General features: G+C 65.7%; 27 protein-coding genes and 3 tRNA genes. 5 read left to right on the top strand and 25 right to left on the bottom strand.

Translation table 11 applies throughout. The features are described from left to right. Window positions 1-19 precede the first annotated feature (19 nt). Entirely contained in the window at window positions 20-1,063 is a 1,044-nt protein-coding gene (locus AB0P21_RS28585; protein ID WP_363700317.1) for a methyltransferase domain-containing protein, read from the top strand. Window positions 1,064-1,484: 421 nt separating this feature from the next. On the opposite strand, the gene AB0P21_RS28580 is transcribed toward AB0P21_RS28585, so the two are convergent. From AB0P21_RS28580 to AB0P21_RS28525, 12 genes are all read right to left on the bottom strand, one after another. Next, window positions 1,485-2,627: a tyrosine-type recombinase/integrase gene (locus AB0P21_RS28580; RefSeq protein ID WP_363700316.1), complete on the bottom strand. Its 1,143-nt coding sequence runs from the start codon at window positions 2,625-2,627 to the stop codon at window positions 1,485-1,487. After that, a complete protein-coding gene (locus AB0P21_RS28575; protein WP_363700315.1) occupies window positions 2,627-2,836 on the bottom strand; it encodes an excisionase family DNA-binding protein in 210 nt (69 codons plus the stop codon). Before AB0P21_RS28575 ends, AB0P21_RS28580 begins: the two co-directional genes overlap by 1 nt. Before the next feature lie 76 nt (window positions 2,837-2,912). Continuing rightward, on the bottom strand, window positions 2,913-4,469 hold the full coding sequence (locus AB0P21_RS28570; protein WP_363700314.1) for a replication initiator: 1,557 nt from the start codon (window positions 4,467-4,469) through the stop codon (window positions 2,913-2,915). Between the two features lie 65 nt (window positions 4,470-4,534). Then, window positions 4,535-4,789 carry a hypothetical protein gene (locus tag AB0P21_RS28565; RefSeq protein ID WP_363700313.1) on the bottom strand — a complete coding sequence of 85 codons (255 nt, stop codon included), beginning with the start codon at window positions 4,787-4,789 and terminating at the stop codon, window positions 4,535-4,537. 107 nt (window positions 4,790-4,896) lie between these two features. Beyond that, on the bottom strand, window positions 4,897-5,907 hold the full coding sequence (locus AB0P21_RS28560) for a hypothetical protein (RefSeq protein ID WP_363700312.1): 1,011 nt from the start codon (window positions 5,905-5,907) through the stop codon (window positions 4,897-4,899). 298 nt (window positions 5,908-6,205) lie between these two features. Further along, window positions 6,206-6,472 carry a hypothetical protein gene (locus AB0P21_RS28555; RefSeq protein ID WP_363700311.1) on the bottom strand — a complete coding sequence of 89 codons (267 nt, stop codon included), beginning with the start codon at window positions 6,470-6,472 and terminating at the stop codon, window positions 6,206-6,208. Further along, a complete protein-coding gene (locus tag AB0P21_RS28550; protein ID WP_363700310.1) occupies window positions 6,469-6,789 on the bottom strand; it encodes a hypothetical protein in 321 nt (106 codons plus the stop codon). The genes AB0P21_RS28555 and AB0P21_RS28550 overlap by 4 nt, the downstream gene beginning before the upstream one ends. Then, window positions 6,786-6,998: a hypothetical protein gene (locus tag AB0P21_RS28545; protein WP_363700309.1), complete on the bottom strand. Its 213-nt coding sequence runs from the start codon at window positions 6,996-6,998 to the stop codon at window positions 6,786-6,788. Before AB0P21_RS28545 ends, AB0P21_RS28550 begins: the two co-directional genes overlap by 4 nt. Continuing rightward, window positions 6,995-7,834 (bottom strand): FtsK/SpoIIIE domain-containing protein, encoded by an 840-nt coding sequence (locus AB0P21_RS28540; protein ID WP_363700308.1) that lies wholly within the window; start codon window positions 7,832-7,834, stop codon window positions 6,995-6,997. Before AB0P21_RS28540 ends, AB0P21_RS28545 begins: the two co-directional genes overlap by 4 nt. Further along, the gene (locus AB0P21_RS28535; protein ID WP_363700307.1) at window positions 7,827-8,660 is read right to left on the bottom strand and encodes a hypothetical protein; all 834 of its coding nucleotides are present in this window, start codon (window positions 8,658-8,660) and stop codon (window positions 7,827-7,829) included. Before AB0P21_RS28535 ends, AB0P21_RS28540 begins: the two co-directional genes overlap by 8 nt. Before the next feature lie 130 nt (window positions 8,661-8,790). After that, window positions 8,791-9,150 carry a hypothetical protein gene (locus AB0P21_RS28530; RefSeq protein ID WP_363700306.1) on the bottom strand — a complete coding sequence of 120 codons (360 nt, stop codon included), beginning with the start codon at window positions 9,148-9,150 and terminating at the stop codon, window positions 8,791-8,793. Window positions 9,151-9,202: 52 nt separating this feature from the next. Next, window positions 9,203-9,538 (bottom strand): hypothetical protein, encoded by a 336-nt coding sequence (locus tag AB0P21_RS28525; RefSeq protein WP_363700305.1) that lies wholly within the window; start codon window positions 9,536-9,538, stop codon window positions 9,203-9,205. Between the two features lie 265 nt (window positions 9,539-9,803). On the opposite strand from AB0P21_RS28525, the gene AB0P21_RS28520 reads away from it, so the two are divergent. Beyond that, window positions 9,804-10,580, top strand: coding sequence for a GntR family transcriptional regulator (locus AB0P21_RS28520; protein ID WP_363700304.1), 777 nt, complete (start codon window positions 9,804-9,806; stop codon window positions 10,578-10,580). Window positions 10,581-11,161: 581 nt separating this feature from the next. Here AB0P21_RS28520 and AB0P21_RS28515 read toward each other — a convergent pair. The 3 genes from AB0P21_RS28515 to AB0P21_RS28505 form a co-directional block, all read right to left on the bottom strand. Further along, window positions 11,162-11,234, bottom strand: a tRNA-Phe gene (locus AB0P21_RS28515). Between the two features lie 49 nt (window positions 11,235-11,283). Beyond that, a tRNA-Asp gene (locus AB0P21_RS28510) sits at window positions 11,284-11,360 on the bottom strand. A 59-nt stretch (window positions 11,361-11,419) separates the two neighbouring features. Next, window positions 11,420-11,492: transfer RNA gene (locus AB0P21_RS28505), tRNA-Glu, on the bottom strand. Between the two features lie 236 nt (window positions 11,493-11,728). On the opposite strand from AB0P21_RS28505, the gene AB0P21_RS28500 reads away from it, so the two are divergent. Next, complete coding sequence (locus AB0P21_RS28500; RefSeq protein WP_363701251.1) at window positions 11,729-12,070, top strand: metallopeptidase family protein; 342 nt, start codon at window positions 11,729-11,731, stop codon at window positions 12,068-12,070. Window positions 12,071-12,190: 120 nt separating this feature from the next. Here AB0P21_RS28500 and AB0P21_RS28495 read toward each other — a convergent pair whose 3' ends face one another. From AB0P21_RS28495 to AB0P21_RS28460, 8 genes are all read right to left on the bottom strand, one after another. Then, on the bottom strand, window positions 12,191-12,919 hold the full coding sequence (locus tag AB0P21_RS28495) for a polyprenol monophosphomannose synthase (protein WP_363700303.1): 729 nt from the start codon (window positions 12,917-12,919) through the stop codon (window positions 12,191-12,193). A gap of 315 nt (window positions 12,920-13,234) precedes the next feature. After that, window positions 13,235-13,819: an SIS domain-containing protein gene (locus AB0P21_RS28490; protein WP_363700302.1), complete on the bottom strand. Its 585-nt coding sequence runs from the start codon at window positions 13,817-13,819 to the stop codon at window positions 13,235-13,237. A gap of 22 nt (window positions 13,820-13,841) precedes the next feature. Next, window positions 13,842-14,870 carry a LacI family DNA-binding transcriptional regulator gene (locus AB0P21_RS28485; RefSeq protein WP_363700301.1) on the bottom strand — a complete coding sequence of 343 codons (1,029 nt, stop codon included), beginning with the start codon at window positions 14,868-14,870 and terminating at the stop codon, window positions 13,842-13,844. A 100-nt stretch (window positions 14,871-14,970) separates the two neighbouring features. Further along, a complete protein-coding gene (locus AB0P21_RS28480; protein WP_363700300.1) occupies window positions 14,971-16,800 on the bottom strand; it encodes a CheR family methyltransferase in 1,830 nt (609 codons plus the stop codon). Between the two features lie 9 nt (window positions 16,801-16,809). Continuing rightward, a complete protein-coding gene (locus AB0P21_RS28475; protein WP_363700299.1) occupies window positions 16,810-17,601 on the bottom strand; it encodes an ATP-binding protein in 792 nt (263 codons plus the stop codon). Beyond that, window positions 17,598-18,497, bottom strand: coding sequence for a chemotaxis protein CheB (locus AB0P21_RS28470; RefSeq protein WP_363700298.1), 900 nt, complete (start codon window positions 18,495-18,497; stop codon window positions 17,598-17,600). The genes AB0P21_RS28475 and AB0P21_RS28470 overlap by 4 nt, the downstream gene beginning before the upstream one ends. Before the next feature lie 25 nt (window positions 18,498-18,522). Continuing rightward, entirely contained in the window at window positions 18,523-18,912 is a 390-nt protein-coding gene (locus AB0P21_RS28465; protein WP_363700297.1) for an STAS domain-containing protein, read from the bottom strand. Window positions 18,913-19,106: 194 nt separating this feature from the next. Continuing rightward, complete coding sequence (locus AB0P21_RS28460; RefSeq protein ID WP_363700296.1) at window positions 19,107-20,498, bottom strand: hypothetical protein; 1,392 nt, start codon at window positions 20,496-20,498, stop codon at window positions 19,107-19,109. A 105-nt stretch (window positions 20,499-20,603) separates the two neighbouring features. Between AB0P21_RS28460 and AB0P21_RS28455 the strand changes: the two genes are divergently transcribed. Further along, on the top strand, window positions 20,604-21,251 hold the full coding sequence (locus tag AB0P21_RS28455) for a DUF305 domain-containing protein (protein ID WP_363700295.1): 648 nt from the start codon (window positions 20,604-20,606) through the stop codon (window positions 21,249-21,251). Then, entirely contained in the window at window positions 21,248-21,988 is a 741-nt protein-coding gene (locus tag AB0P21_RS28450) for a DNA alkylation repair protein (protein WP_363701249.1), read from the top strand. Before AB0P21_RS28455 ends, AB0P21_RS28450 begins: the two co-directional genes overlap by 4 nt. On the opposite strand, the gene AB0P21_RS28445 is transcribed toward AB0P21_RS28450, so the two are convergent. Both AB0P21_RS28445 and AB0P21_RS28440 read right to left on the bottom strand, forming a co-directional pair. Further along, on the bottom strand, window positions 21,985-22,476 hold the full coding sequence (locus tag AB0P21_RS28445; protein ID WP_363700294.1) for a hypothetical protein: 492 nt from the start codon (window positions 22,474-22,476) through the stop codon (window positions 21,985-21,987). The genes AB0P21_RS28450 and AB0P21_RS28445 overlap by 4 nt on opposite strands. A 131-nt stretch (window positions 22,477-22,607) precedes the next feature. Continuing rightward, complete coding sequence (locus AB0P21_RS28440) at window positions 22,608-23,882, bottom strand: hypothetical protein (RefSeq protein ID WP_363700293.1); 1,275 nt, start codon at window positions 23,880-23,882, stop codon at window positions 22,608-22,610. Window positions 23,883-23,914 lie beyond the last annotated feature (32 nt).

Genomic DNA, 23,914 nt, shown 5'->3' with positions numbered 1-23,914 from the left:
AGCTGAAGCGCGGGACCGGATGGTCGGGGAACTCGTTGCGAGCGGCAACATCTCGGACTCTGGTTGGGAAGCGGCTTTCAGAGCAGTACCCCGTCATCTCTTCGTGTCCCGGTTCTATCGCGGCGACGCGAACGGAAGCGCGGTAATCGACTCTGGCGCCGGGAACGAATGGCTGGCAGCCGTCTACTCGGACACTCACCTCGTGACGACGGAGGACGTCAGGTCCTCGTCGACCGCGCCGAGTTTGATGGCCAGCATGCTTCAGGCCCTCGAACTGACCGGGAATGAGCGGGTTCTCGAGATTGGTACTGGTACTGGCTACAACGCGGCTCTGCTCTCGGAGCGGTTGGGAGCCGATCAGGTAGTGAGCATCGACATCGACCCTGGTCTGATCGTTGAGGCTCGGGAGCGCCTGGAGGCCGCGGGGTACGAACCCTTGGTGGCGGTGGCCGATGGGGTGAATGGCTATCCGGTTGCAGGGCCGTACGACGCGGTCATTGCGACCTGCCGGCTCGACTACATCCCCGCGGCTTGGCTTCAGCAGCTTCGCCCGGGTGGTGTAATCGTGACGCCGTTGGGTGCAGGCGTCGCGGTACTGCGGAAGACTGGTGATGGCGCTGAGGGTGAGTTTCTGCCGAACCCGGCGTACTTCATGCCTCTCCGTCATCAACCGGAGCCGACTGACATCGCTGAGCTGATCCAGGTCGCGCTGAACGGAACCGGTATCAGTCGGCCGCATCGCTTCGACACCTCGATGTATCGCGACGACGAGGCGCGATTCTGGCTCGATCTGACGCAGCCCGGCGTTCGCCTCGTCACCGTGGATGGCGTCGCGTTGGCCTTCCGTCCTGACGGTTCCTGGGCGCGTCTGGTCGATGGCTTGGTGGTGCAAGGCGGTCCTGGGTTTGTGTGGGATGACGTTAAGGCCGCGCATGAGGGTTGGCTGTCGGCTGGGCGCCCGTCACGTGAGCGACACCGGTTGAGGGTCAGCAGTGCTGGTCAGGACGTCTATCTGGTTGATAGTTCGGAGTCGAGGCATCGGCTGGAACCGCTGCAGGGCTGATCTGGTTCCGCCTCCGCCGGTTGGTGGGGTAGGTCACGTCAGTAGCGGGGGATGGCGGAGGTGGTCGAAGCGCGCAGCGCCCGGCGCAGCCGCAGAGTCGGCGGTAGCCGATCAAGAACCGGCGAAGGCCGGCACTCCGGCGGAGCCGGGAAACCCCGGCGCCAGCCGGCAAGCTCCGCCGGCGGTAGCCGGAGGGTGGGCGGGAGCGGGGCGTAGCTGGCGGCCGGAGGAGCGTAGCGACGGAGGTCGACTGCGGAGCTCGCGTGGGAAAGAAAAAACCCTCTCCGGACAGACGGAGAGGGTGGTGATGAGATGTGTGGTCAGGGGCGGTCTCGAACCGCCGACCTTCCGCTTTTCAGGCGCGCACATAACCGCAGGTCAGAGGCCACTTCCAAGCACGGCGTGCGATCCCCGTGCGACATCAGTCGATTTTAATTGTGCGAGGAAGCCGAGCCGCAGAACCGTTTGCCGCGATGTCACTCAAAGCCTTGGCGACTTCCTTGTCGCGACCTTCCACAGCGTGGATGTACCTCTGAGCAGCGACAGCCGTGGAATGGCCGGCGCGCTTCATCAGGTCAACGGTGCTCGCTCCCGACGCAGCCGCCAAGCTCTGGCCGGTATGGCGAAGGTCGTGAAACGTAAGTGTCAGTCCGACCTTCTTACGGGCGCGGACGAACGCCTGATAGACGGCATTGCCGCGCATCCGGTTGCCATCCTTACCGATGAAAAAGAACTCCGGCCCAGCGAACTCGTCAGCATGCGCGGTGAGCAGTGGCCAGACGTGCGGAGGCACAGAAATCTCGCGCTTGCCCGCCTGAGTTTTCGGTTCCTTCTCAAACTTCTTCGGTGATTCCAGCAGCTCGACCCAATTCTTTCTCACCCAAACTTCTTGATGCTCAGTGTCGATATCTGCTGTCCGGAGACCACACACTTCACCTCGTCGCAACGTGCACCAGGCGGCCACTGCCACGGCGGCCCGGTACCTCGGGGTTATTGCGTCAATGAGTTGTTGGACCTGGTCAGGCGTTGCGATGGGCCGCTCGGTTGCCTTGTCCGCACCAGCTCCCGGAATCTGGCATGGGTTCTTGACGATCGCCTCATCTCGAACCGCCGCATTCATCACAGCTCGCAGGAACCGATATGACTGCGCGATGGAAGTCCGACCGCCCTTGCCTTTGCGTGCTTTCGAATACCACTTACGCACGACAGGTGGCGTGATGCTTCGCAACGGTATGTCAAGGATATCCACCATGTGCAATCGCATGTTTCGCCGACAGGTTTCCGCCCACCGCTCGCCGATCTCTTCGTTCTCGTTGAGATAGTCCTCGGCGTACTGCCGAAATGGGATCTTGCCTATTGCCTCGTCCTGCCATGCGCCACTGCTGAGATCCGCCTCAACCTTATTCAGCCAACGGTCGGCATCGCGCGCGCTCTTAAATGTCGCCGGAGCAGGATGCCGAACGCCGTTGCGGCCAATGTATGACGCCTGAAACTTGCCAGACGACAACTCCCGTACGTAGCCGAATGAACGGCGCGGCCTCTTGGGTTTTTCGCCCTTGGTCATTAGGCAACTACCTTCTGGCCGCTCCACCGCAGCTCGATCGGATCTACGGTCTGCTCTTCGATGTAGGCCAAAAGCACGTCCTCGGCAATACGAACATGGCGACCAACGCGCACGAACTGAATGCGTCTCTCTTCTATGAGACGACGAGGGAAACGAGCGGTGGTTCCCAACACCTCGGCCGCCTGTGCGATTGTCAGCAGTCTCTTCACTTCGATCCCTTCATTCAGATTCCCGATAAAGATCGTTAGCGAGTTCTAGATATGTCAGCCCGTTGACAGTTACGTGTCAGAGGTTGTTGCTCTCAGCAATCAGATCTTTGACCAACCGCTGGTGTTCGCGTGCTTTTGCTGCTGAGGTGTTGGCGAGTAGTGCGTCGCCCATGGTTCGCCAACCGGTGTCGGCATAGGTGAAGTTGCCGACGATGAGGGTGGTTTCGGTGGCGCCAGTGTGTTCGGCGGTTCGGTGCCGTTCGCGGCGCCAGTTGCTGCGGGCTTCGCGCAAGGCTTTGAGGGTGGTGGAGTACTGGCGGGACTTGGTGGAGAAGTGACCTCCAAAGCCGAGCATGTGAGCCCAGCGTTGGAGTCGCCGGTAGGACAGGCGTCCGGAGTTCTTGGCTGCTTCTTCGGGGTCGAGGTCGGAGCCGGTGCGTCCGAGTCGCCAGCAAGCGTCGACCAATCGGCCGGCATGGGTGTCCAGGGTGGCGTAGCGGCGAACGGTGGCATTCGTGAGACGCGCGGAAGAGTGGCCAGTCGCTTCGGCAGCCTTGGTGGCGTATTTGGCGAGGTAACCCGCAACGGCGGTTTCGGTGATCACGCCATCGACGCTTTGGCGAACTGGCCGGATGTCGAGTTGGTTGCCCCAATCAACGACCCATCCTTCGGGCTTATCGGGATGGGGGAGTGACCGGAACTGGGTGCCTTCGACTACGCGGCGAATGACGGCTGCTAGGAGTGTGTAGTCCGCGGTGATGTGGGGTGTGGCGATGCCGTGGGGTTCGAGCAGGTCGATTCCGTCGAGGCGGACGAGGGCGTGGAAGTGTGCGACGCCTCGTGCCTGCATTTCAGCGACCTTGCCGTAGGACAGCTTGATCTGGACGCCGTGCTTCTTACCCCACCGTTTGAGGGTGTCTTTGGTCCGTTCCATGGTGCGGCGCCACAGTTCGCCGGATAGGGCGTTCCAGACGACCTGGTGGTTGTGGTCGTAGCAGTCCAGGCAGAACGGGGTACCGAGGATTCTTTCGCCGTCGCGGTGGGTCTGGTGGCAGCGCTGGTCTACGCCGTGCGGGCAGGGATCGGGTTTGCGTCGTGGGCGGCAGGCCTGGTTGCGGAGTTGCCCGTCATGGCCACGGGCTTTGCGGGCGGAGTGGACTGGGCCGAACGATGGTGCGGTGAAGGTGACGAACGCGCAGGGGTGCTGTGCGACGGTTTCGGGGATGCCTTTGCCGCCTCGGAGTCCGGCCAGGACGAGTTGGTAGGTGTCGGCGCGGTAGGTCTCTGCGCAGGAGGGGCAGACGGCGGCGCGGCGGTTGCCGCAGGCTTTGTAGATGACGCCGTCGGGCATCTGGTCGGTGTGGCGGGTGGAGATGATGCGGCCGGTGCGTTCGGACACGATGTGGGATTCGCCGCGGAGCTGGATCGGCCGGATACAGCCGCCTGCCGACGCGGTGTGGTCGAGCCACTTGCCGTAGTCAGCGGTGGACGCGGCGCGAGCGACGGCGTGCTCGATCGCTGAGGCGGGGTTGACGCGTTTGCCGGGGTCGAGGGTGTGCTTGTGCTCGGAGATGACCTCCACGCCGCCCAGGAGGCCGCTCAGGACGTCTAGCGCGTCGTCGGTGCTGGTCATGAGTGGCCTCCTTCCGGGGTGGCGTCGTGGGGTCCGGTGATTGTTGGCCGGGGCCGGCCTTGGAGTTACGGGGCAAGCGGCGCGGGCGCGAACTCGAGTTCGGCGGTGCCGAAGAGGTGGTAGCCGCAGCCGATGCAGTAGCGGCCGACGAGGGCGTCGCCCATAACGACGCTGGTGAACTCGTCACCGGGTTCGAGGACCGTGGGGCACCAGTCGTGTCCGCCGAGGTGTTCGTTGGCGACCCAGTCGCACAGGAACGTGGTGTCGGCGATGTCGCGGTGGGCGGTGAGTTCGGCGTAGGCGCTGAGGTCGAGAGTCATCGGTGGTTCCTTCCGATCGGTCTTGCCGGGGTGGGTGTGGTTCGGTGTTCGCCCTCTCCTCCGGGACCGTGTTGATTCCGGAGGAGAGAGCCAGCAACGGACCGGTGTTACTCGTCTGGTTCGAAGTGGGTTTCGCAGATGTCGCAGGTGATGGCGCCCTCTTCGAGGACTGCTTTGGCGACTCGGATGCGGCGTGGGCATTGGCATACGCACGGGACCGCGTTGTTGTTGTTCTTCTTGGTTTCGCCCCCGGTGGTTTCGGGGTGGCGGAAGGCGATGAGTGCCTTCTTGAGGTCAGCGATGACCGGTTTGTAGGTGGTCGCTGTTTCCTTGCGGAGGGTGCAGAGTGACCAGCCGATCTTGGGGTCTTTGGTGGTGTTGAGGCCGAGCTCGGAGGCGAGGTCGGCGAACTTCTGGTTGTGCCAGCGGCCTTGTCGGCTGGTGTCTTTGACCTCGCGTGCGTGGGCGAGGGCGTGGGTGGCTTCGTGGAGCAGGGTGGTGAAGACCTCTTCGACGGGTCGTTTGAGTCCTTCGCCGGAGATGAGGACTTCGGCAAGTTGGTGGTCTCCGTGTTGCCAGCGGATCGGGGCGAAGTGCCCGTAGCGGGCTTGTTTGGAGGCGGTTCCGGAGCCGACGATGATGACGACGGCCGGGACTTCGGGGTGGTTGGTGCGGATGGCGGCCCATCCGGTTTCGAGGGTGGCGACGAGTTCCGCAGTGGTGTACTCGTTTTGACGCTTACGTGTCAGCCGGGCTGCCGGTGATCCGGTCCGGGTCTTGGCGGGCTTCTTCGTGGCCCGTTTGATAGTGACGGTGACGGCCGGGTGACTTCCGCCCTCTGTGAGTTCGCGCAGTTTGTTGCGTACGGCAATGAGTGATTGGTAGCCGGATACCTTGCCGCCTTCGGCAGCGCGGACGGTGTCCATCTGCTGCTGGACCGCTTTGTGAGCGGCGGCGGGAGTGCCTTTGTAGACGGCGGTGGTCTTGGTGACCGTCCAGCCGGAAAGGCCGGCCAGGGTGGTCGTGTTGTTGTTGGTCAGGCCGGTGAGCCGGGTGGTGGTTGCGGGCTTGGTCGCAGCAGGTTCCGCGATGGGTGCGAGGGTGTTGGTGGTCACCATTGCTCTCCTCTTTCGGTGGCTTGCTGTTTGGCGCATGTCATGTGGCATGGCTCGTTGGTGTAGGGGTTGCGCATCGACGCGGGGAGCCCGCAGAGGATGCAGGGCCGGGGGTTGCCGACCGTGGTGTAGGCCCAGTCCTCGGCTCGCTCGGAGCGGTGCGTCTTGCCCGGGGTCTTCTTCTTGACCGGCTCGGTAGCCGGGGTGCTGACGGTCGGGGTCAGATCTGTCGTGATGGCTTGTTGGCCTTGACAATTACGTGTCACGCGGCGCCGGTTGCCCGGTTTGGGTGCCGCGCGCATCAGTCGGCCTGGGCGATGAGTCGCAGTTCGCAGGAGTTGCGGAAGCAGGCGGGACGCCATTCGACGCCGTCTTCGTACTCGGTGAGTGCGGGGACATCGATGACGATGTGCCACTCGTCGGGTCCGCCTTGACCGATGACTTGGCCACGCAGCCAGGGCCAGTTATCGCGATCGGCCAGAGTGTTCTTGTCGTCGGTAAGCGGGTAGGGGGTCCAGACCTCGAAGTCGTCGGGGAACTGGCCGTCATTGGTCAGGTAGGCGCTCATTGAGGGCCTCCGGTCCATTCGTCGGGGACGTACAGGGCGTCCGGAGCCGAAGGGGAATCGTTGCCATTGAGGTGGTGGATTTGGTGGTCTTCGAGCAGGGTTCGCGCCTCGTACAGTGCGTCGATGAGTCCGCTGATCGCGGTGACGCTGCTGGTGAGGAGTTCGATCTCGATCGGGTTGCCACCCAGGTCGATGACGACGCTGGGGGTTTGGCCGTTGCAGACGAGCTGAACGCCGGTAACGGCGTCGTCGGTGAAGTCGTAGCCGATAATGATGCGGTCTTCACGTTCTCCGCTGTTGGCGTCGTGGTAAGTCACGAGGACACCTCCTGGCGGGCGGTGTAGGCCTTGTTCCATTGGCCGTTGAAGGCTTGACCGGTCCGGCAGGCGGACCAGCAGACACCGCAGCGGTGAGGCTGGGAGTCGAGGTAGACGAAGGCTCCGCAGTTGTGGAGCCAGCCGTTTCGGCCGGCCTGGTCACGGACGGCGTTCATGGAGCCTGCGGGTACGGGTTTGACGGTGATCATGCGGCGGCCCTCCTGAAGTAGGCAGCGCGACGAACGAGCTTGGTGACGTGAAGATCGGTGAGGAAGGCGGTCTTGAAGCGGCGGGGGATGCCGCCTTCGGCCAGCAGGAGTCCGATGCCGAGGGCGTCGGGTGAGATCTGCTTGGCGGAGTAGCCTTCTTTGGCCCAGCCGGTGCCGAGGATGATGTCGCTGGACGAGTCGGTGGTGCAGCGGAACGCGATCCGGTAGGAGAACAGGTCGCGCAGTGAGGTCGGGACGATGTCCGCCGAAGGCCGCTGGGTCGCGGCGACGACGATGATGCCTGCGGCACGGCCACGGGCAACGAGGTCACGAACGAGGGTGACGAATTCCTTCTGCTGTTCGGGTGTGCCGACGGTGACCGAGAAGTAGGCCAGCTCATCGATAGCGAGCAGGGTTGCCCGGAACTCGTCTTTGCTAGTGATCTTCTTGGCCCCGGTCCGGGCCAGGTGCAGGTACCTTGCGTCCATCTCGGCCTGGAGGCCGCGGAGCACCTTGAGTGCCTGGTTGATGTTGTTGCCGACGAACTCTTTCGCCACCGGTGCGTAGGGCAGCAGTTCAACGAGCTTGCCGTCGATCAGAACAAGATCGACATCGGTACAGAGTGCGGCGTGGGAGACGATGTTGCCGAGCGCAACGGATTTGCCGGAGCCGGGTTCGCCACCGAGCAGGACGTTGCGGTACATGAGCGGCAGGTAGACAGCCTTGCCGCGTGTGTCGATGCCCAGGTAGGCGGGCTGGTAGATGAACAGTGCTCCTCTAGGGGTGGCCCCCCGGTTGCGCCGGGGGAACACCTGTTTCGCAAAATGGCTAGACATAGTCGGATACGTCTTCTCCGCTGTGACTCAAGATCACCGTCTGGTTGTCGTTCACGGCAGCGCTGGTCTTGGTCTTCGAGGTCTTGGAGCGGCCCTCTGCGGCATTGCCGGTTTTGGCCGGCCTGTCGCTGGTGTCGGGGTCGCTGGAGGCGTCGTCTTCCTGGTGGATGAGTGCCAGGAGTGCGTCGTCGTTGACGGATGCCTCTGGCATGCCGTCGGTGTCTTCGAGCAGTGGTGAGGTGATGTTCGTCTTCGCCAGTGGGTCGCGCCGGTCGATGTCGACGCGGATCAACGAGGCGTTGCGTTCGCTACGGCCGATCAGGGCGGTGCGTGCCCAGCAGGCAGCGGCGATGGTTTCGGACTTGTTGTCGAGGTCTTCGGCCGATAGGCCGGGACGCATCCACAGGTAGACGGCTTCGCCGGTCTTGGTGGAGAAGCAGCCGATGATGAACGGGAGGTTCCCTGAGTAGTTCAGGGTCCTCATCTCGGTCAGGCAGGCGCGGATACGGTGCCGGGTGATGACGCACCAGATCCGGTTACGGGTGAACCGGCGGACAGGCCGGACAGCCAGCACCACGGGAACGGGTGCGGCCATGACGAGCAATGCCGGGACGGGAGCGAACTCCCAGCCGTCCGGCGTGGTCAGGTGGTAGTAGACGACCACCAGAGCCGTCAGGATGGTGATTTCCCAGCGCCAGCGCCACAGGCACAGCGCGATGATGACCGGCAGGGACTGTGACGGCCGGATAATGGTCTCAACGGTGCTGGTCGCACCACGACCACGGCGTACTCGACCGGCAGACCGGTTACGGGTAGATTTAGGCATGACAAGACGCCCCTTCCAATGGGGGGTTGAGTCAGGAAAAACACGAAGCCAGGACGGTTTCTCAGGCCTATGACCCGGCTTCGTGTCTCGTTTCCAGGGAACGGCTCCTAGCTAGGGGGCCGTTCTTTGGTTACAGCGCTTCACCGGCTGTCTGTGACACGTAAGTGTCAACGCCGGTGTTTCCTTCACGAGCAGTCAAAGCCGACTGCCAGACCGCGTACGTGTAGTCGCGAGCGGCGTAGAGAGCGAGGCAACGCTTCGAAGCCTCGTGGAACAGGTCCAGCAACTGCCAGAACGCGTCGGTGACGAACGCGGCACAGATGCTGTTGCTAACAGCAACGACAGGTTCAGCCCGGTTCAAGCTCTGGGCGATGCGATCGTCCAGAAAGACGATCACGTGTTCGATCTCGATGATTTCGTTGCACGTGGACACGTACTCGGTCCATGCCTCATTCGCTGTGATGGTTCGATGGTCCATCGGTTGCGACATGACTACCCCTTTCACTGAGCAGTTGCACGAGATCACGGGACGAGCGAGGAAACTAAGCAGCCTTGCCAGCGGCCTGCTGGTTGAGCGACTTGGCGCGGTACGCGACACCGTTCTTGCCGTTGGTGGCCCACGGCATGGCTTCCAGCTCGACCGGCGTGACAGCGGCGCCAACGACAACCTTCGGCATGGCATTGCCCGCGAGAGTCACGTTGATCACCTCGCCACCCGTCACGTCGAGCGCCATCACCTGAACCGTCCACAGCAACTCATCGGTGGTCCGATCCGTCTTCTGCCGGCCCTCCCGGCCGTTCTGGCTCTGCTCACGCTTCTCGACCGCGGCCTTGGTGACCGTGAACGTCTTGCCCGTGATGTCGATGATCAACTTCATTACATGCCCTCCTAGGCATTAGGCGCGCTCCCAATGAGCGCTACGCAGGTTGTCTAGAGAACCTTGCGCTAGGAAGAGCTTCTCTAACTTCTCTAGAGAAGTCAAGCAGATTCTCTAGAGAACTTTGCTAGACGTGTCTACTCGGTGGCGGTCCGCATCTGGGGAGTCGCTTGACACATACGTGTCACGCCCGGGCCGTAGGTAAAGGGTGTGTACGCCGGTAAGCTGAGTGCTCTAGAGAAGTCAACCTCAGGAGTCGAAACTTGTGACCGATAGTCAGGACGCCCCTACGTCGCATCGCTATGAGGAGATCGCCGCAGAACTCCGCGGTGCTATCGAGCGTGGCGATTTCCCTGAAGGCTCACGTCTGCCAAGCGAAAACGACATCATCCGGGACTACGACGTCGCCCGTAATACGGCTCGTGACGCCCTGGCGGTATTGAGGCATGAGGGTCTTGCCATCGCACGGCAGGGGAGTGGAACTGTCGTCAGCACCCGAAAGCGGATCAAACGCAATAGCCAGGGGCGGTATTCGCGGACACCTTCGAAGGTCAACTCCCCATTTGAGCGTGACGCAGCGACAGCGGGCCAGCGTGGTGACTGGGAGTGCGAGACGGTGAAGGCAAAGGCGAGTCCCGAGGTTGCTCGCAGGCTGTCCCTAGACACCGGAGATCCTGTCACGCAGACCACCTATCGATTCTTTGGCGATGGGCGGCCCATCCAGGTTTCTCAGTCATGGGAGCCGTTGGCGATTACAGGTGGAACTCTCATTGAGAGGCCTGAGGATGGATCGGCAATCGGGGTCATCGCTCGGATGGACACGATCGGCCAGGCCGTCGATCACGTGGTTGAGAAGGTGACGGCCCGCGCTGCTTCACGGGAAGAGGTCAAGCGACTCGATCTACCGACCCGTGGTGCCTATGTCCTCGTAATCGAGCGGACCCATTTCGTTGGGGACGCACCTGTCGAGACCTGCGACATTGTCTTCCCCGGTGATCGCTACGAACTCACCTACGACATCCCTGTCGAACTCAAAGCCTGACAAGTTTCTCTACGTCTTCAAGACGGGCCCTTCCAGGGCCCGAAAGCGCGCCGCCACCCGAAGGACGGGCCGACTGCCCGCCACTCCGCTAGCGCTCCGTTCTGGGCGCGGCCCTTGGCTTGGCGCGCACGTGCCAAAGGGTGCCGTCGTAGACAGCAGACCTCGCCATCACGATCGACACCCTGTCGTCTGTCGTCTTCGCCTAGTCACTCGTCTTGATCGGCCGGCCTCCCGCCCGTCCGTGGCTCAGGTAGTCATCCGCCTGGTCGTGGGTTGCCGCATCGTCCCGCTAGCAATCATGGGAGGGACGGTCCGGTCCGGCCCGCGTCAAGGGCGCCTCCGGCGTCGCTCCGCGATCGAGCAAGCTCGCCCCTGGACCCACACCGAACCGAACCTAAGGTCGGCAGCTATCGGGACGATGCGGCAGGTCTGCCCGTGTGCTTGACACGTAACCGTCAACACGACCCACGAGGTAGCCGAACCCAGCGTGCGATATCCGTGCGATTAGAGATGGTCGATCAAAGGGTCCTGCGGGGACTCACGGTCGGGCCCAGAGTGGCCCGGTTCACGCTTAAGAAGGGTGGTCAGGGGCGGTCTCGAACCGCCGACCTTCCGCTTTTCAGGCGGACGCTCTACCAGCTGAGCTACCTGACCGGGAGAGAAATAATGGCGACGGGTGTGTGGACACCTGCCGCCACTCTCCTGGCGACCCAGACGGGACTCGAACCCGCGACCTCCGCCGTGACAGGGCGGCACGCTAACCAACTGCGCTACTGGGCCTAGCAACTCGATGATGCTACACCATCATTCGAGCCTTGTTCACATTGGTCTTTCGACCGTATCCCCAACGGGATTCGAACCCGCGTTACCGCCTTGAAAGGGCAGCGTCCTAGGCCACTAGACGATGGGGACTCGGACCGCGGGAGCCGAAGCTCCTAGGGACAGCCGTAAGCATAGAGGAGAGTTCGCTGAGGTCCAAAACGAGTTCTTGGGGGCGGGGGAAACGAGGGGCGGAAGGCGGGGAGGAGGGGGTGAGATCGCCTTGTGGGGTGCGGATCGCGGGCGGTGGAAGGCACGCGCTGAGCGTGCAGGGGAGTGCTCGACCAGGCGGATGTGGAGTGCATCACTACGCTGGGGCGGTGATCGAGATGAGCCGGGCTGATTTCGAGGTGCTGGTGTCGGAGGCGCTGGATCAGGTGCCGCCGGAACTGGCGGCGTTGATCGACAACGTGGCGGTGTTCGTCGAGGACGATGCGCCGGCCGCTGATCCGCACCTGCTCGGGATCTACGAGGGGATTCCGCTGACCGAGCGCGGGCACTACTACGGCGGGGTGCTGCCGGATCGGATCATCGTTTATCGCAATCCGACGTTGGAGATCTGCGAGAGCGTCGAGGATGTCGTCGATGAGGTGAACATCACGGTGGTGCACGAGATCGCGCATCACTTCGGGATCGACGATGCCCGTCTCCATGAGCTCGGCTACGGCTGAGCCTGTACGTCGTACAAGCACGCCAGCAAGCCGCCCGGCACAAGCCGAGCGGCTAGACCACCAACCAGAGCTAAAACCCCAGCAGCGAGCAATCAGCAGCGAGCGATCAGCAGCACCCGATCAGGAGCGCTTGAACAGCAGCTTCCACGGCATCAACGCCGACTCGAGCTGCACCTTCAGACTCATCTTCGACGCACCGACAGTCCGCTCCTCGAACCGGATCGGCACCTCGGCGATCCGCTTGCCCTGCCGGACCGCGCGGTAGTTCATCTCGACCTGGAACGAGTACCCGTTGCTCTGGATCGTCGCCACGTCGATCGCCCGCAGCGTCTCGGCCTTCCAGGCCTTGAAGCCGGCGGTGGCGTCCTTCACGTGCAGGCGCAGGATCGTGTTCACGTAGACGTTCGCGAACGCCGACAGCAGCCGCCGGTGCCAGGCCCACTCGGCCGCGGCGGAACCGCCCTCGACGTACCGGGAGCCGATCACCACGGCGGCGTCGGTGGTCTGCAGGGTCTTCACCATGATCGGCAGCACCGACGCGGGGTGGGACAGGTCGGCGTCCATCTGGATCACGATGTCGGCGTTCTCGTCCAGCGCGCGGCTGATGCCGGCGATGTAGGCGCGGCCGAGGCCGTCCTTCTCGGTCCGGTGCAGCACCGAGACCTCCTCCGGGGAGGCCTTGGCCAGCTCGTCGGCGACGTCGCCGGTACCGTCGGGGGAGTTGTCGTCGACCACCAGCATCTGCAGCCCGGGCAGCTTCAGGTCGGACAGCAGCGCCGCCAGCACGGGCAGGTTCTCCCGCTCGTTGTAGGTCGGCACCACCACGACGATCTTGGCGCTCTCAGCCATTCTCAATCCTTCGTAAAAGCCAGCTCCGGACTAGTGTCCGGCGTCGGGTGTATTTCGGCACTTCCGGCGCCCAGGCACGCACCTCACGTCCCTTGAGCAGCATCCACGATGCTCCGCATCGAGGACGCTCCTCAAGCGCCGCGATGCACGCACCTGGACACCGGAAGCACTCGAACTACACCCGACGCCGGACACAGGACGCTATCTCATCAACTGTTCGAACGACGCCTCGGTGACGGATTCCAAGGTTGCAGTACGGCGAACAAGGTGAAGGCGAGCCGGGTGGGGCGTTCCACCCGGCCGCGCCTCAGGTGGTCAGTAGGCGGCTGCCCACTGGTCGACCAGCTCGCTGACCATGTGCAGGGCGAGCAGGTGCATCTCCTGGATCCTGGCGGTCTCCTCGGCCGGTACGACGATCGCCAGGTCGGCGGCCGCGGCCAGGCCGACGCCGCGCCGGGAGGTGAAGGCGACCGAGCACGCTCCGGCCGAACGGGCCGCCTCCAGGCCCTTCACCACTGTCGGCGAGGTGCCGGAGGTGCTGAAACCGACCACCATGTCGCCCGGCCGGACCAGCGCCTGGACCTGCCGGGAGAACACTTCGTCGTAGCCGTAGTCGTTGGCGATGCAGCTGGTGACAGCGGCATCCCCGACCAGGGCAACGGCGGGTAGCGGCCGCCGTTCCCTGAGGTAGCGGCCGATGAGCTCACCGACCAGATGTTGTGCGTCGGCAGCGGATCCTCCGTTGCCGTAGGTGTAGAGCACTCCGCCCATGTCGAGCCGGCGGATGAGCTCGTCGGCGACCGCTTGGATCGCGTCCAGCTGGCTGTGCATCGCCTGGGCGACCTCGGTGTGACGTTCGAGCTGCCTGGCGATGACCCGGTCTACATAAAGTTGTGTCATGTGCCGGTGGTACGCCAGAAACTCACTTTCTGGGAGCGGGTCCGGTAGATCCCCGGATGACAAGACGGGGCGCGACCCGCACAATTCGGCGCCGTGCGGGCAGTTCGTCCCTGATTCTGGCCAGCAACAGTTGCGCACAGCTACGGCCCAGATCCACTGTGTGCTGATCCACCGTGGTGATTCCAGGTTGAACCAGTGACATCCACGACACGTCGTCATAGGCGGCGAGGCTTATTTTGTTCGGTATCCGGAGTCTCCGGCGCTTCAATTCGGCCAGAGCGCCCTGCGCGAGCACGTTGTTGGCCGACAGGATCGCGGTCACGTCGTGCTGGTCGAGCAGCTCGCGGGTGGTCTGCGCGGCCGCCGCGGCGTCGAAGCTGGTGAAGACGATCAGGTCCTCGTCGAGCTCCAGCCCGGCCGCCTCGTACGCCGCCCGGAAGCCGGCCAGCCGGCCCGCGCCGGTGGACCATTTGGTCTCGTCGATCAGCAGGCCGATCCGCTCGTGGCCGAAGCCGAGCAGGTGCTCGGTCAGCTCCCGGGCGCCGGCCTTGTTGTCACTCAGTACCGCGTCCCCGCCACGGCCGAGCTGCCGGTCGGCGGAGACCACGTGGATCCCGTTGTCCTGCAGCATCTTCGGGCAGGCCGCCGCGACCGGTGTCACGATCACCCCGGCGACCTGCATCGCGAGCAGCGTCTCGGCCGCGTGCATCTCCTCTTCGGGGTCGCCGTTGTCGTTCACCAGGATCATCTGGTGCCCCTCGGACCGGAGCACCTCCTCGATCCCGGCGGCCAGATCGGCGTAGAACGGGTTGCGCAGGTCGGAGATCAGCACGCCGATCGCCGTCGACGTCCGGCTGCGCAGGTTGCGGGCCATGTGGTTCGGCACGTACCCGAGCCGCTGGGCGGCCTGCTGGACCCGTTCGCGGACCTCCGGTGAGGCGTACCCCCGGGTGTGCAGCGCGCGCGACACGGTCGATGGCGAGACACCGGCCTCCCGGGCGACGTCCTGCACGGTCGGCCGGCTCTGCTGCTTCCTGTTTTCCCCGGTCACAGGCGTCATGGTAGGGCCAGTATCGGCAATTACGCCCTAACTGGGTTCCATCGTGAGCAAAGCGCCGCACCTTTGAGCGCTGACGGACGAACCGCAACGGCTACCGGGGCTCGACCGGCTCCATCGTCAGCAGCACCCCGCGCTGCTGCCCGTCAGCGCCCCGCAGCGCGCTGCAGAGCAGCCGTACGACGATCGCCCGCCCCCGCCGGTTCACGGCGTCCAGCCGGGCCTCCTGGGGGCTGGCAGGGTCGGTGAGCGCCTCCCGGACCAGCGGGCGCAGTACGTCGGCAGGCAACCCCACGTCGAGGTTGAGCAGGTGCTGGCCCTCCGCCTCATCGGTGCGGACCCCCCAGAGCTCGTGGGCAGCCGCATTCCAGGCCAGGATCCGCATCTCCAGGTCGACCACGACCACGCCGACGGTGAACGCGGTCAGCACCGCCTCGAGGAAGTCGTTCACGTCGTTCAGCTCGGTACTGCGCTCGCGCACCGCCTCGTTGATGACCTGCAGCTCGTCGTTGGCCGACTGCAGCTCCTCGTTCATCGTCTCGAGTTCCTCGTTGGTGGACTGGAGCTCCTCGTTGGTGGTCTCCAGCTCCTCCACCGTCGACTGGAGCTCCTCGTTGGTGGTCTCGAGCTCCTCGTTGGTGGACTGCAGCTCGGCGTTGGTCGACTCCAGTTGCCGGCTGGCCCGCTCGACCTCCTGCCGCAAGGCCCGGATCGCGCTCACGTCGTGGAAGACCACCGAGACGCCGAGCAGCTCCGAGCCGTCCAGGATCGGGTTCAGATGCACCTCGAACCAGTGCACCACCCCGCCCGGCCGGTTGAACTCGACGTCGGAGACCCGGACCGGCTTGCGGTCGGCGATCACCTGGTCGAGCTGGCCGCGCAGCGTCAGCGGCTGGTAGGACACCTCCAGCTCGCGGATCGGCCGGCCGACGTCGCGCCGGCTCAGCCCGAACAGGGTCGACGCCTGGTCGGTCAGCATCACCAGGGTGTCGTCGACCCCGACCACCAGCTGGGCGATCGGGCTGGCCGCCAGCGCGAGCTCCCGCAGCCGGTCGGGGACCTGCGTCTCGGTCCGGTCCACTCGTCGGCCGGTGGTCATCGACCGGTCGGCCACCCGGCGGAAGATCCGTTGTTTGAGGTCGATCGGCTCGAACAGCCGGCTGCGGCCGAGCAGCATCTCGGCCCGGCCGAGGAACAGCACCCCACGTGGTACCAGCGCGAAGTGGAAGCGGTTCAGGATCCGTTGCTGGGTCTCGGAGTTGAAGTACATCAACGTGTTCCGGCAGACCAGCAGGTCGACCCGCGAGATCGGCGCGTCCTGGACCAGGTCGTTGCGGCCGAAGATCACCGTCCGGCGCAGCTCCGGGTTGAACAGGTAGCGGCCGTCGCGCAGCTCGAAGTACTTGGCCTTGAGATCAGCCGGTACGCCGTCCAGCTCGGTCTCGCTGTACGACGCCTGCCGGGCCTGACCGAGCGCCTCCTCGTCGATGTCGGTCGCATAGACCTTCACCTGCTTGAGATACGCGTCGGTGCCCAGCTCCTCGGCCAGCAGCATCGCCACCGAGTACGCCTCCTGGCCGGACGAGCAGCCGGTACTCCAGACCCGCAGCGGGTCCCCTGGACTGCGCTCGGCGAGCAGCCCGGGCACGACGTCGGAGCGCAGCCGGTCCCAGGCGTCGGAGTCGCGGAAGAAGCCGGTGACGTTGATCAGGATCGTGTTGAACAACGCGGTGAACTCACCCGGGTCGACCTGCAGCCGGTCCAGGTAGTCGTGGAAGTCGGTGATCCCGACCTGACTCATCCGGTGGGTGATCCGGCGGACCAGCCCGGTCCGCTTGTAGCCGCCGAAGTCGAAGCCGCGGGACTCGCGCAGGTAGTCGAGCAGGGTGTCGATCTCGTCGCCGACCGGGATGGGATTGGTCACGCCCCAACGCTACTTCCCGTCGTGCCGTCCGTTGCCGATCTCCGTTCGCGCGTCCGGCGAGCTGACCCGGATCGTGGCCCAGACGATCTTGCCGCCGCTGCTGGTCGGATTCGCGCCCCAGGCGGTGGCGAGGCCCGCCACGATCCCCAGGCCACGACCGCACTCCGCCGAGTCGGTGAGCGGCCGCAGTACCGGGAGTTTCGCATTGCCGTCGCTGACCGCCACGGTCAGCAGTTGCCGGCGGAACTCGAGCCGCAGTACCGCGTCGGTGCCGGCGTGCTGGACGACGTTCGCGACCAGTTCGGAGACGATCGCGACGGCGTCCTCCAGCGCGTCCTCGCAGCGCCACAGCTGACAGGTGGCGCTGACGTAGCGCCTGGCCGCCGCCGAACTGCCCGGCTCCGGCGCCAGTCTGAGCCGGGTCAGTTGCCGGGCCGGCGGGCTGTTCATCGAGACGAGCGCCGACGCCAGGTCGTCGAAGACCGGGATGAACTGGGCCACCACCGTCGAGTGCAGCTGCACTTGGCGGTCGTGCTGGCGGCCGGTGACCAGGATCAACGGGATGCCCGACCAGGCCGAGGTCTGCCGGGCCACCGCGGTGAAGACGCTGAGCGTGTAGGCCTTGGCCAGCACCAGGTCCTGCAGCATCACGATCACCGCGGCCGGCTGCTCGGCCAGTTGCTTCAGCAGGAACGTCCGCAACTGTGGCGCGGTGGACACGTCCAGCAAGCCCGTCGGCGTGACCACCACGGCCTCACCGACAGCCTGTACTCCGATCCGCAGGCGATCGCCTCGACTCATCCCGAACCCCCAGTCTCCGGCGCAACCTCTGCCGGCTGCGCAACGGTCAGCCGGGCCCGTAACAACTCAGCTGCCTGTCCAGCTTCCTCGGCCGATTCCAGATACCGCTGTGTCAGCTTCCGGGTGCCGCGGGTCGCCGCCGACGCGGCCATTCGCCGGGCGAGCGCTGCCTTCTCGTCCAGGGCCCGCACCGCAGCCCAGAGCGCCGCCTGCAGGTCGGAGTCAGCGAGCTCGAACTGCGCGGGCGATCCAGGGCCGGCCGGATCGGGCCTCGGCCTACCGGAAGCCTTCCCGCAGTCAGGGCAGATCAAGCCTGTCGACTGGACCAGAATTCCGGCCAGTTGCCGGCCGATCATCACCGCGGGCAGCACCTGGTCGACCCCGACGTTGGCCAGCGCGCTGTCCGGCATTCCCCGGTACGCCGCGTCCTCGGGGTCCTGCACGATCGCCAGGCCGCCGCGCGCCTTGATGGCGACCAGCCCGGCGGTGCCGTCGTCCAGCACACCGGACAGGATGATGCCCACCACCCGCGGCCCGCCGGTCAGCGCGGCGGACCGGAAGAGCGCGTCGATCCCGGGCCGGTGGCCGTTCTCGGCCGGCCGGTCCGACAGCACCAGGCCGCTGTCGTCGATCAGCAGATGGCGGTCCGGGGGCGCCACGTAGAGATGGCCGGCCTCGATCTGGGCGCCGTGCTCGGCCACCGTGGCCGGCAGCCGGCCCGCGGCCGTCAGGATGCCGGCCAACATGCTGGTCGCCCCGGCGGGCAGATGCAGCACGATCAGGACGCCGGCCGGCAGATCGGCCGGCAGCACCGAGACCAGGTTCCGCAGGGCTTCCACGCCGCCGGCGGAGGCGCCGATGACGACCAGATCGCGGGGTGTGCCCGGCGGGCCCATGGTCAGCCGCCGGCTACCCGCTTCATCAGGAGCCCTTCTGCTGCAGAGCGTCCTCGACCGAGGCGAAGATCGCGAAGTCCCGGCCGAGGCCGGTGATGGACAGCGGCCGGTCGACCGGGCGGCCGACCCCGACCAGTGCGAGATCGATGCCATGTTGCCCGGCCAGTTGGCGAGCCTCGACCAGGTTGCCCAGTCCGGCCGAGCTGCAGAACGTCACCGCGGAGACCTCGATCAGCACCAGCCGGGCCGGCGGCGCGACCGCCGCCCGGATCGCCTCGGCGGCCAGCTCGGTGGTCGCGATGTCGATCTCACCGGACAGCCGCACCACCAGTACGCCGGGCGCGGGCTCTTCGGTGGCAGCACCGAAGACGGTCCGGATCATCTCCCCGTCATGGGATTCGTACTGGCTCGTCACGCTGATCTCCCCCGGGTGTCCCCTGGACGCCGGTCGGTCCTGGCGTGGTGGAAGACAGCCCTGATGTCACCGTATGCCCCAACAACCGAGCGCCACAACGGGTCTGGCGGCAGCGACCCCGGAGCGTGACCAAAGCGCGAACGGCGCTGTCGCCCTGGGCGACCAGGGCGACAGCGGACCGTCACGACGGGTGGTTACCGGAAGGCGGGCTGGGTCTGCACGTTCAGTTCCTTCAGCCGGACCCGCTTGGCCGAGTCGGTGCGCCGGTCGTCGATCTTGAAGATGTCGAAGGCCTTCACCGCCTCGGTGCCGTAGATGTAGCCGTTGTAGTAGTACACGGACCAGTAGCCGCCGAACGAGGCCGGCTCGATCGGCGGTCGGTCGAAGTACCCGATCTCCTGCGGGCGGGACGAGTCGGTGAAGTCCCAGACCGAGAAGCCGCCCTGGTACCACGCCTGCACCATGATGTCGCGGCCCTTGACCGGGATCAGCGAGCCGTTGTGCGAGACGCAGTTCTCGTCGGCCGCCTGGTGCCGCGGGATCTTGTAGTAGCTGCGGAACTTCAGCTTCTTGTGCTTGATGTCGAAGACCGCCGTCGCGCCCCGGTTCGGGCCGACCTCGGCGTTGCACATCGCGCCGCCGCCGCCACCGAGCTCGTCCATGAAGACGACCTTGCTGCCGTCGGCGTTGAAGGTGGCGCCGTGCCAGAAGGCGAAGTTGGCGTCCTGGATCTTGTCCAGCACCTTCGGCCGCTCCGGCTTGGAGATGTCCAGCAGCAGGCCGTCACCCATACAGGCCGCGGCGGCGATGCCCTTGGACGGGAAGGCGGTGATGTCGTGGCAGCCGCTGGTCGCGCTGCGGTTCGGGCCGCCGGGGACCGGGCTGGGCGCACCGGGGAAGCCACCGTCCGGGAACAGCACCGGCGAGGCGACCACGGCCGCCTGCTCCGGGTGCCGGACCGGCACCTTCACGATGTCGATCTTGTCGTTCGGCGGCTGGCAGTCCGGGAACGTCACGTTCGGGTTGTACGACGAGTTGTAGATGTAGATGTTGCGTCGCGACTTGTCCGGGACCAGCGTGTGCGTGTGCGAACCGCAGCTGGTCTCGACGGCGGCGACGTAGCGCGGGTTCGCCGGGTCCTTCACGTCGAAGATCTTGATCCCTTCCCACGACTCCTTGATGGTGGCCGACTGGGCCACGCTCTGGCAGGAGTTGTCGTTGCGGGACGAGTCGGTGCTGAGGAAGAGCAGCCCGTCGGAGACGCTGATGTCGTTCTGGCTGCCGGGGCAGGACACCTGGCTGATCAGCTGCGGCCGGGCCGGGTCGGCGACGTTGTAGATCGCGAAACCGGAGTAGTTGCCGACGTAGGCCAGCTTGCCGGCGAACGCGATGTCGGTGTTGACCCCACCGGCCAGCGGTCCGCTCAGCGGCGCGCTGGCCAGGTGGGTGATGTTGTCGCTCTTCGTCGCGCCGGTTTCCGGCGGCGTCGGTACCTCGGCACTCGCGGTGCCGCCGGCGACCAGCGCGGCGACCAGGCTGAGGCCAAAGGTGAGACTGGCGAGCGTGCGGGGGCGGCCCATGCGCATGCCTCGGTCCCTTCAGTGAGTGGTTCGAGGAAAGTCTTTCGGCGCTCAAGGGTAAGCGTGATAGACACTGTCCGGAAGCGATTTGCCACTGGGAGTGAGGCCAAGGTGACCTTTTTCGCATGCCGCCGGGCGATTGCGGTGCTGGTGCTCGCGCTGCCGATCGCGGGCTGCAGCTCCGATCCCGAGCCGCGGGTGGCGCCGACCCCGACCGGACCACCGGTGATCGTGCCCGGTACGCCGGGCGGCCCGAACAAGACCGTCTCGGAGCTGCCGAAGGTCGAGCAGACCGTCGACCCGGACGACACCGCCTTCCTGAGCGACATGATGATCCACCACACCCAGGCGCTGCAGATGGCCGGCTGGGCGCCGGCCTCGGCCGCGAATCCACGGGTGAAGGCGCTGGCCGAGCGGATCCGGGTCGGCCAGAAGCCCGAGATCGAGTCGATGCGGCAACTGCTCACCGCCTCCGGCCAGACCCCGCCGAATCTCGAGCACGTCCAGCACGAGGACCACTCGAAGATGCCGGGGATGGCCACCCACGACGAGCTGACCACCCTGCAGAACGCCCGCGGCAAGGCCTTCGACCAGCTGTTCCTGAACCTGATGATCAAGCATCATGAGGGTGCGGTGTCGATGAGCGTCAAGCAGTTCGAGAACGGCACCGAGATCCGGGTCGGCGAGCTGGCCCAGGAGGTCAGCGCCACCCAGTCCAAGGAGATCAGCACCATGAAGCAGCTGCTGAAGGAACTCTGACCCTGAGCACGATCGACGACCTGCTGCGGGAGATCGACCAGGCGGCGGATCCGGCCACCGCCGAGATCCTCGCGCGCTACTTCCAGGTCAAGCCGGGCGGCTACGGCGAGGGCGACCGGATGATCGGCGTCAAGCTCTCCGCGCTGCGCGTGCTGCTGAAGCCCTACCTGCGGGCCGAGCTCCCGTTGCCCGCGGTTGAGCAGGCCCTCGCCAGTCCCGTGCACGAGCACCGGCTGGCGATCCTCTGCCTGCTGGCCGACCGGGCCGACCGAGCCCTCAAGCCCCGTACTGCGAACCCCGCGGAGCTGCAGGCGATCTACGAGCTCTACCTGCGCAACACGCGGTACATCGACAACTGGGATCTGGTCGACTGCAGCGCGCCCGAGATCGTCGGCGCCCACCTGCTCGACCGGCCCCGCGACCCGCTGTACAAATTGATTGCCTCAAGCAATCTCTGGGAACGGCGGATCGCGCTGGTCGCCACCCACAAGCTGATCATCGCCGGGCAGACCGCCGACACGTTCGCGCTGGCCGAGCTGGTCCTCGACGACCGTGAGGACCTTGTGCACAAGGCCTCCGGCTGGATGCTCCGCGAGGCCGCCAAGCACACCACCCCCGACGACCTGGTGGTCTTCCTCGACGCGCACGCGCACCGGATGCCCAGAACCATGCTCCGCTACGCGATCGAGCGGCTCCCCAAGGAGCTTCGCACCTACTACCTGACCAGCTCGCGCTAGGAGTGCTCGGCGGCCAGTGCGAAGACGCAGACCAGCACCAGCATCGTCGCCAGGAAGAGCGCCATCGTCGCGACGAAGACGACCAAGATGCCGGTTACTCCCACCAGGGTCAGCCCCGCGGCCGAGCTGATCAGCAGCCGGCCGTTCGAGCTCGAACTCGTCAGGCCGCGGGTGAAGAAAGCTGCCACCAGCAGCGCCGCGCTCCCCACTGCGGCGAGCAGCAGCGTGACCAGCGGATGCCCGCCGAAGGTGGCCACCGAGCAGACCGTGCCGGTGTAGCCGCCCTGCTCGCCGAGGATGCCGGCCAGCCCGATGGAGCTGCCGATCCCAACGGCCACGAGCACCCACAACACGAACGTCGTACGCCGGGCCAACGGCACCCGTTCCGGCTTCCAGGTGTCGGCATAGGCGGGCAGCGCCTCAGTCGGCCAGTGATCCTGAATCCTTTGCAGCACAGGCGTTTGCGGAGCAAGTGTATCGATGGACATAGCGCCGGACTCCCTCGGTCGGGTGGGGCGGTCGCCTTGATCGGAAGGACATCGCCCTCACCTTTATTAGGCGACACCCGACGCGGATCCGCACGTGTCGATGCCGGGATGGCATCGACACCACAACGGCGTCAGCCGGCCAGCGCGTGCACGGCCGCCAGTTCGGCGACGAGAGGCTCGCCCGGGCCGCCGCCGAGACCTGCTGTGGCGGCCGCGACTCTCTTCGTCCGAAGCGTCGAGACCGCTCGCAAAGCGCCCAGCAGACCGCTGTCCGAATCAGCGCGGGCCGGCGTTCGATCGCTGCTCGCATCGAAGATGTCGGCCCGCAGATGCGCGGCCGACGCGGCAGGCATCGGCAACACCCGCGCGAAGACCGGTACGTCGAAACCGAGGTCGGCGGCCTCCTGGCCGGTCACCAGGTTCAGCAGGGCCGGTTGGTGCACCTGACCCGATTGGCTGTCCACCAGCCGCACCAGCAGCCGATCCGTGATGATTGCTGAAGGCAACCGTCGACCGAAGGCGGGGACCGTGACGAGTACTCCTTGCCCGCTTTCGTCGCGCACGATCGCCTGCCGGATCTGGGCTCCCGGGCCGACCAGCCGGGCTCGCAACTGCCGTGGATCCACCAAACTGAACGAGGTGGTGGCGTCCGCCACAGGTGTTGCCGCGGGTCCATTGACAGCCCCGTGGTTGAGGAAGCTGCCACCCGGCCGATGGGCGACGGACACCTGGTCCTTCAGTCTCCGCCACGCCTTGGCCACGCCGGCCAGCTCCTTCTCGGGACCACTGGCCACGTCGCGAGCCAACGCCGCATAGCCGCTGACGAGGCGTCCGAGTCCGGAGAACAGATCCGCCGGGACTGCCGAGGCCGTGTCGGCCAACGTGGACAGCTGAGCGGCAAGTCCGATCGCGGCCTCCCGTGCGATCACCAGAGCCTCACCCACCAGGCGCGTTCGCAGCGGGCCCGGCGGCAGGGTCGCGGCCGCCTGGCTCCGCGCGACTCCCCGCTCGGCATCCAGCAAAGCCTGATCGAGCTCGAGATGGAGCCAGCGGTCCAGCGCGTCCAGCACGGCCACTCTGAGCCAGGCGCTCGGCGCCGCGAGCGCCGACGACAGCTCGAACTCCCGCCGACTGCTGCCGGTCGAGCGCAGTTCCTCCCGCAGCCCGGCCAGCCGTTGCCGGGCGGCGGACCCGATCAGGGAGTCGAGCAAGGCGGGATCCGCCTCGTCCCAGCGAGCGATCGAGATCGACCGCCAGCGGTACGGGCCGGCCAGGTCGACGGTGACGCTGATCCCGGTGCCGAGCGGGGTCGACCCGACGAGATCGCCGGCCTCCCCGGTGGTGACCAGGATCTCGGGCGAGGTGTCGCGCTCCGTGCTCTCCGGCGCGGTCACGAAGGCAATCATGGCTCGACCTCACTCTCGCGCGCCGGCAATGC

Source organism: Kribbella sp. NPDC056861 (assembly GCF_040687575.1).
Lineage (GTDB): Bacteria > Actinomycetota > Actinomycetes > Propionibacteriales > Kribbellaceae > Kribbella.
This window is presented reverse-complemented; position numbering and strand designations above follow the sequence as displayed.

Excerpts from the sequence above, each read along its gene's own strand:
- AB0P21_RS28565 (WP_363700313.1), bottom strand. The coding sequence starts at position 4,789 with ATGACTCTCGACCTCAGCGCCTACGCCGAACTCACCGCCCACCGCGAC.
- AB0P21_RS28540 (WP_363700308.1), bottom strand. The coding sequence starts at position 7,834 with ATGTCTAGCCATTTTGCGAAACAGGTGTTCCCCCGGCGCAACCGGGGG.
- AB0P21_RS28585 (WP_363700317.1), top strand. The coding sequence starts at position 20 with ATGGTCGGGGAACTCGTTGCGAGCGGCAACATCTCGGACTCTGGTTGG.
- AB0P21_RS28535 (WP_363700307.1), bottom strand. The coding sequence starts at position 8,660 with ATGCCTAAATCTACCCGTAACCGGTCTGCCGGTCGAGTACGCCGTGGT.
- AB0P21_RS28545 (WP_363700309.1), bottom strand. The coding sequence starts at position 6,998 with ATGATCACCGTCAAACCCGTACCCGCAGGCTCCATGAACGCCGTCCGT.
- AB0P21_RS28555 (WP_363700311.1), bottom strand. The coding sequence starts at position 6,472 with ATGAGCGCCTACCTGACCAATGACGGCCAGTTCCCCGACGACTTCGAG.
- AB0P21_RS28495 (WP_363700303.1), bottom strand. The coding sequence starts at position 12,919 with ATGGCTGAGAGCGCCAAGATCGTCGTGGTGGTGCCGACCTACAACGAG.
- AB0P21_RS28560 (WP_363700312.1), bottom strand. The coding sequence starts at position 5,907 with ATGGTGACCACCAACACCCTCGCACCCATCGCGGAACCTGCTGCGACC.
- AB0P21_RS28530 (WP_363700306.1), bottom strand. The coding sequence starts at position 9,150 with ATGTCGCAACCGATGGACCATCGAACCATCACAGCGAATGAGGCATGG.
- AB0P21_RS28580 (WP_363700316.1), bottom strand. The coding sequence starts at position 2,627 with ATGACCAAGGGCGAAAAACCCAAGAGGCCGCGCCGTTCATTCGGCTAC.
- AB0P21_RS28475 (WP_363700299.1), bottom strand. The coding sequence starts at position 17,601 with ATGAGTCGAGGCGATCGCCTGCGGATCGGAGTACAGGCTGTCGGTGAG.
- AB0P21_RS28460 (WP_363700296.1), bottom strand. The coding sequence starts at position 20,498 with ATGCGCATGGGCCGCCCCCGCACGCTCGCCAGTCTCACCTTTGGCCTC.
- AB0P21_RS28470 (WP_363700298.1), bottom strand. The coding sequence starts at position 18,497 with ATGGGCCCGCCGGGCACACCCCGCGATCTGGTCGTCATCGGCGCCTCC.
- AB0P21_RS28500 (WP_363701251.1), top strand. The coding sequence starts at position 11,729 with ATGAGCCGGGCTGATTTCGAGGTGCTGGTGTCGGAGGCGCTGGATCAG.
- AB0P21_RS28525 (WP_363700305.1), bottom strand. The coding sequence starts at position 9,538 with ATGAAGTTGATCATCGACATCACGGGCAAGACGTTCACGGTCACCAAG.
- AB0P21_RS28445 (WP_363700294.1), bottom strand. The coding sequence starts at position 22,476 with ATGTCCATCGATACACTTGCTCCGCAAACGCCTGTGCTGCAAAGGATT.
- AB0P21_RS28440 (WP_363700293.1), bottom strand. The coding sequence starts at position 23,882 with ATGATTGCCTTCGTGACCGCGCCGGAGAGCACGGAGCGCGACACCTCG.
- AB0P21_RS28490 (WP_363700302.1), bottom strand. The coding sequence starts at position 13,819 with ATGACACAACTTTATGTAGACCGGGTCATCGCCAGGCAGCTCGAACGT.
- AB0P21_RS28570 (WP_363700314.1), bottom strand. The coding sequence starts at position 4,469 with ATGACCAGCACCGACGACGCGCTAGACGTCCTGAGCGGCCTCCTGGGC.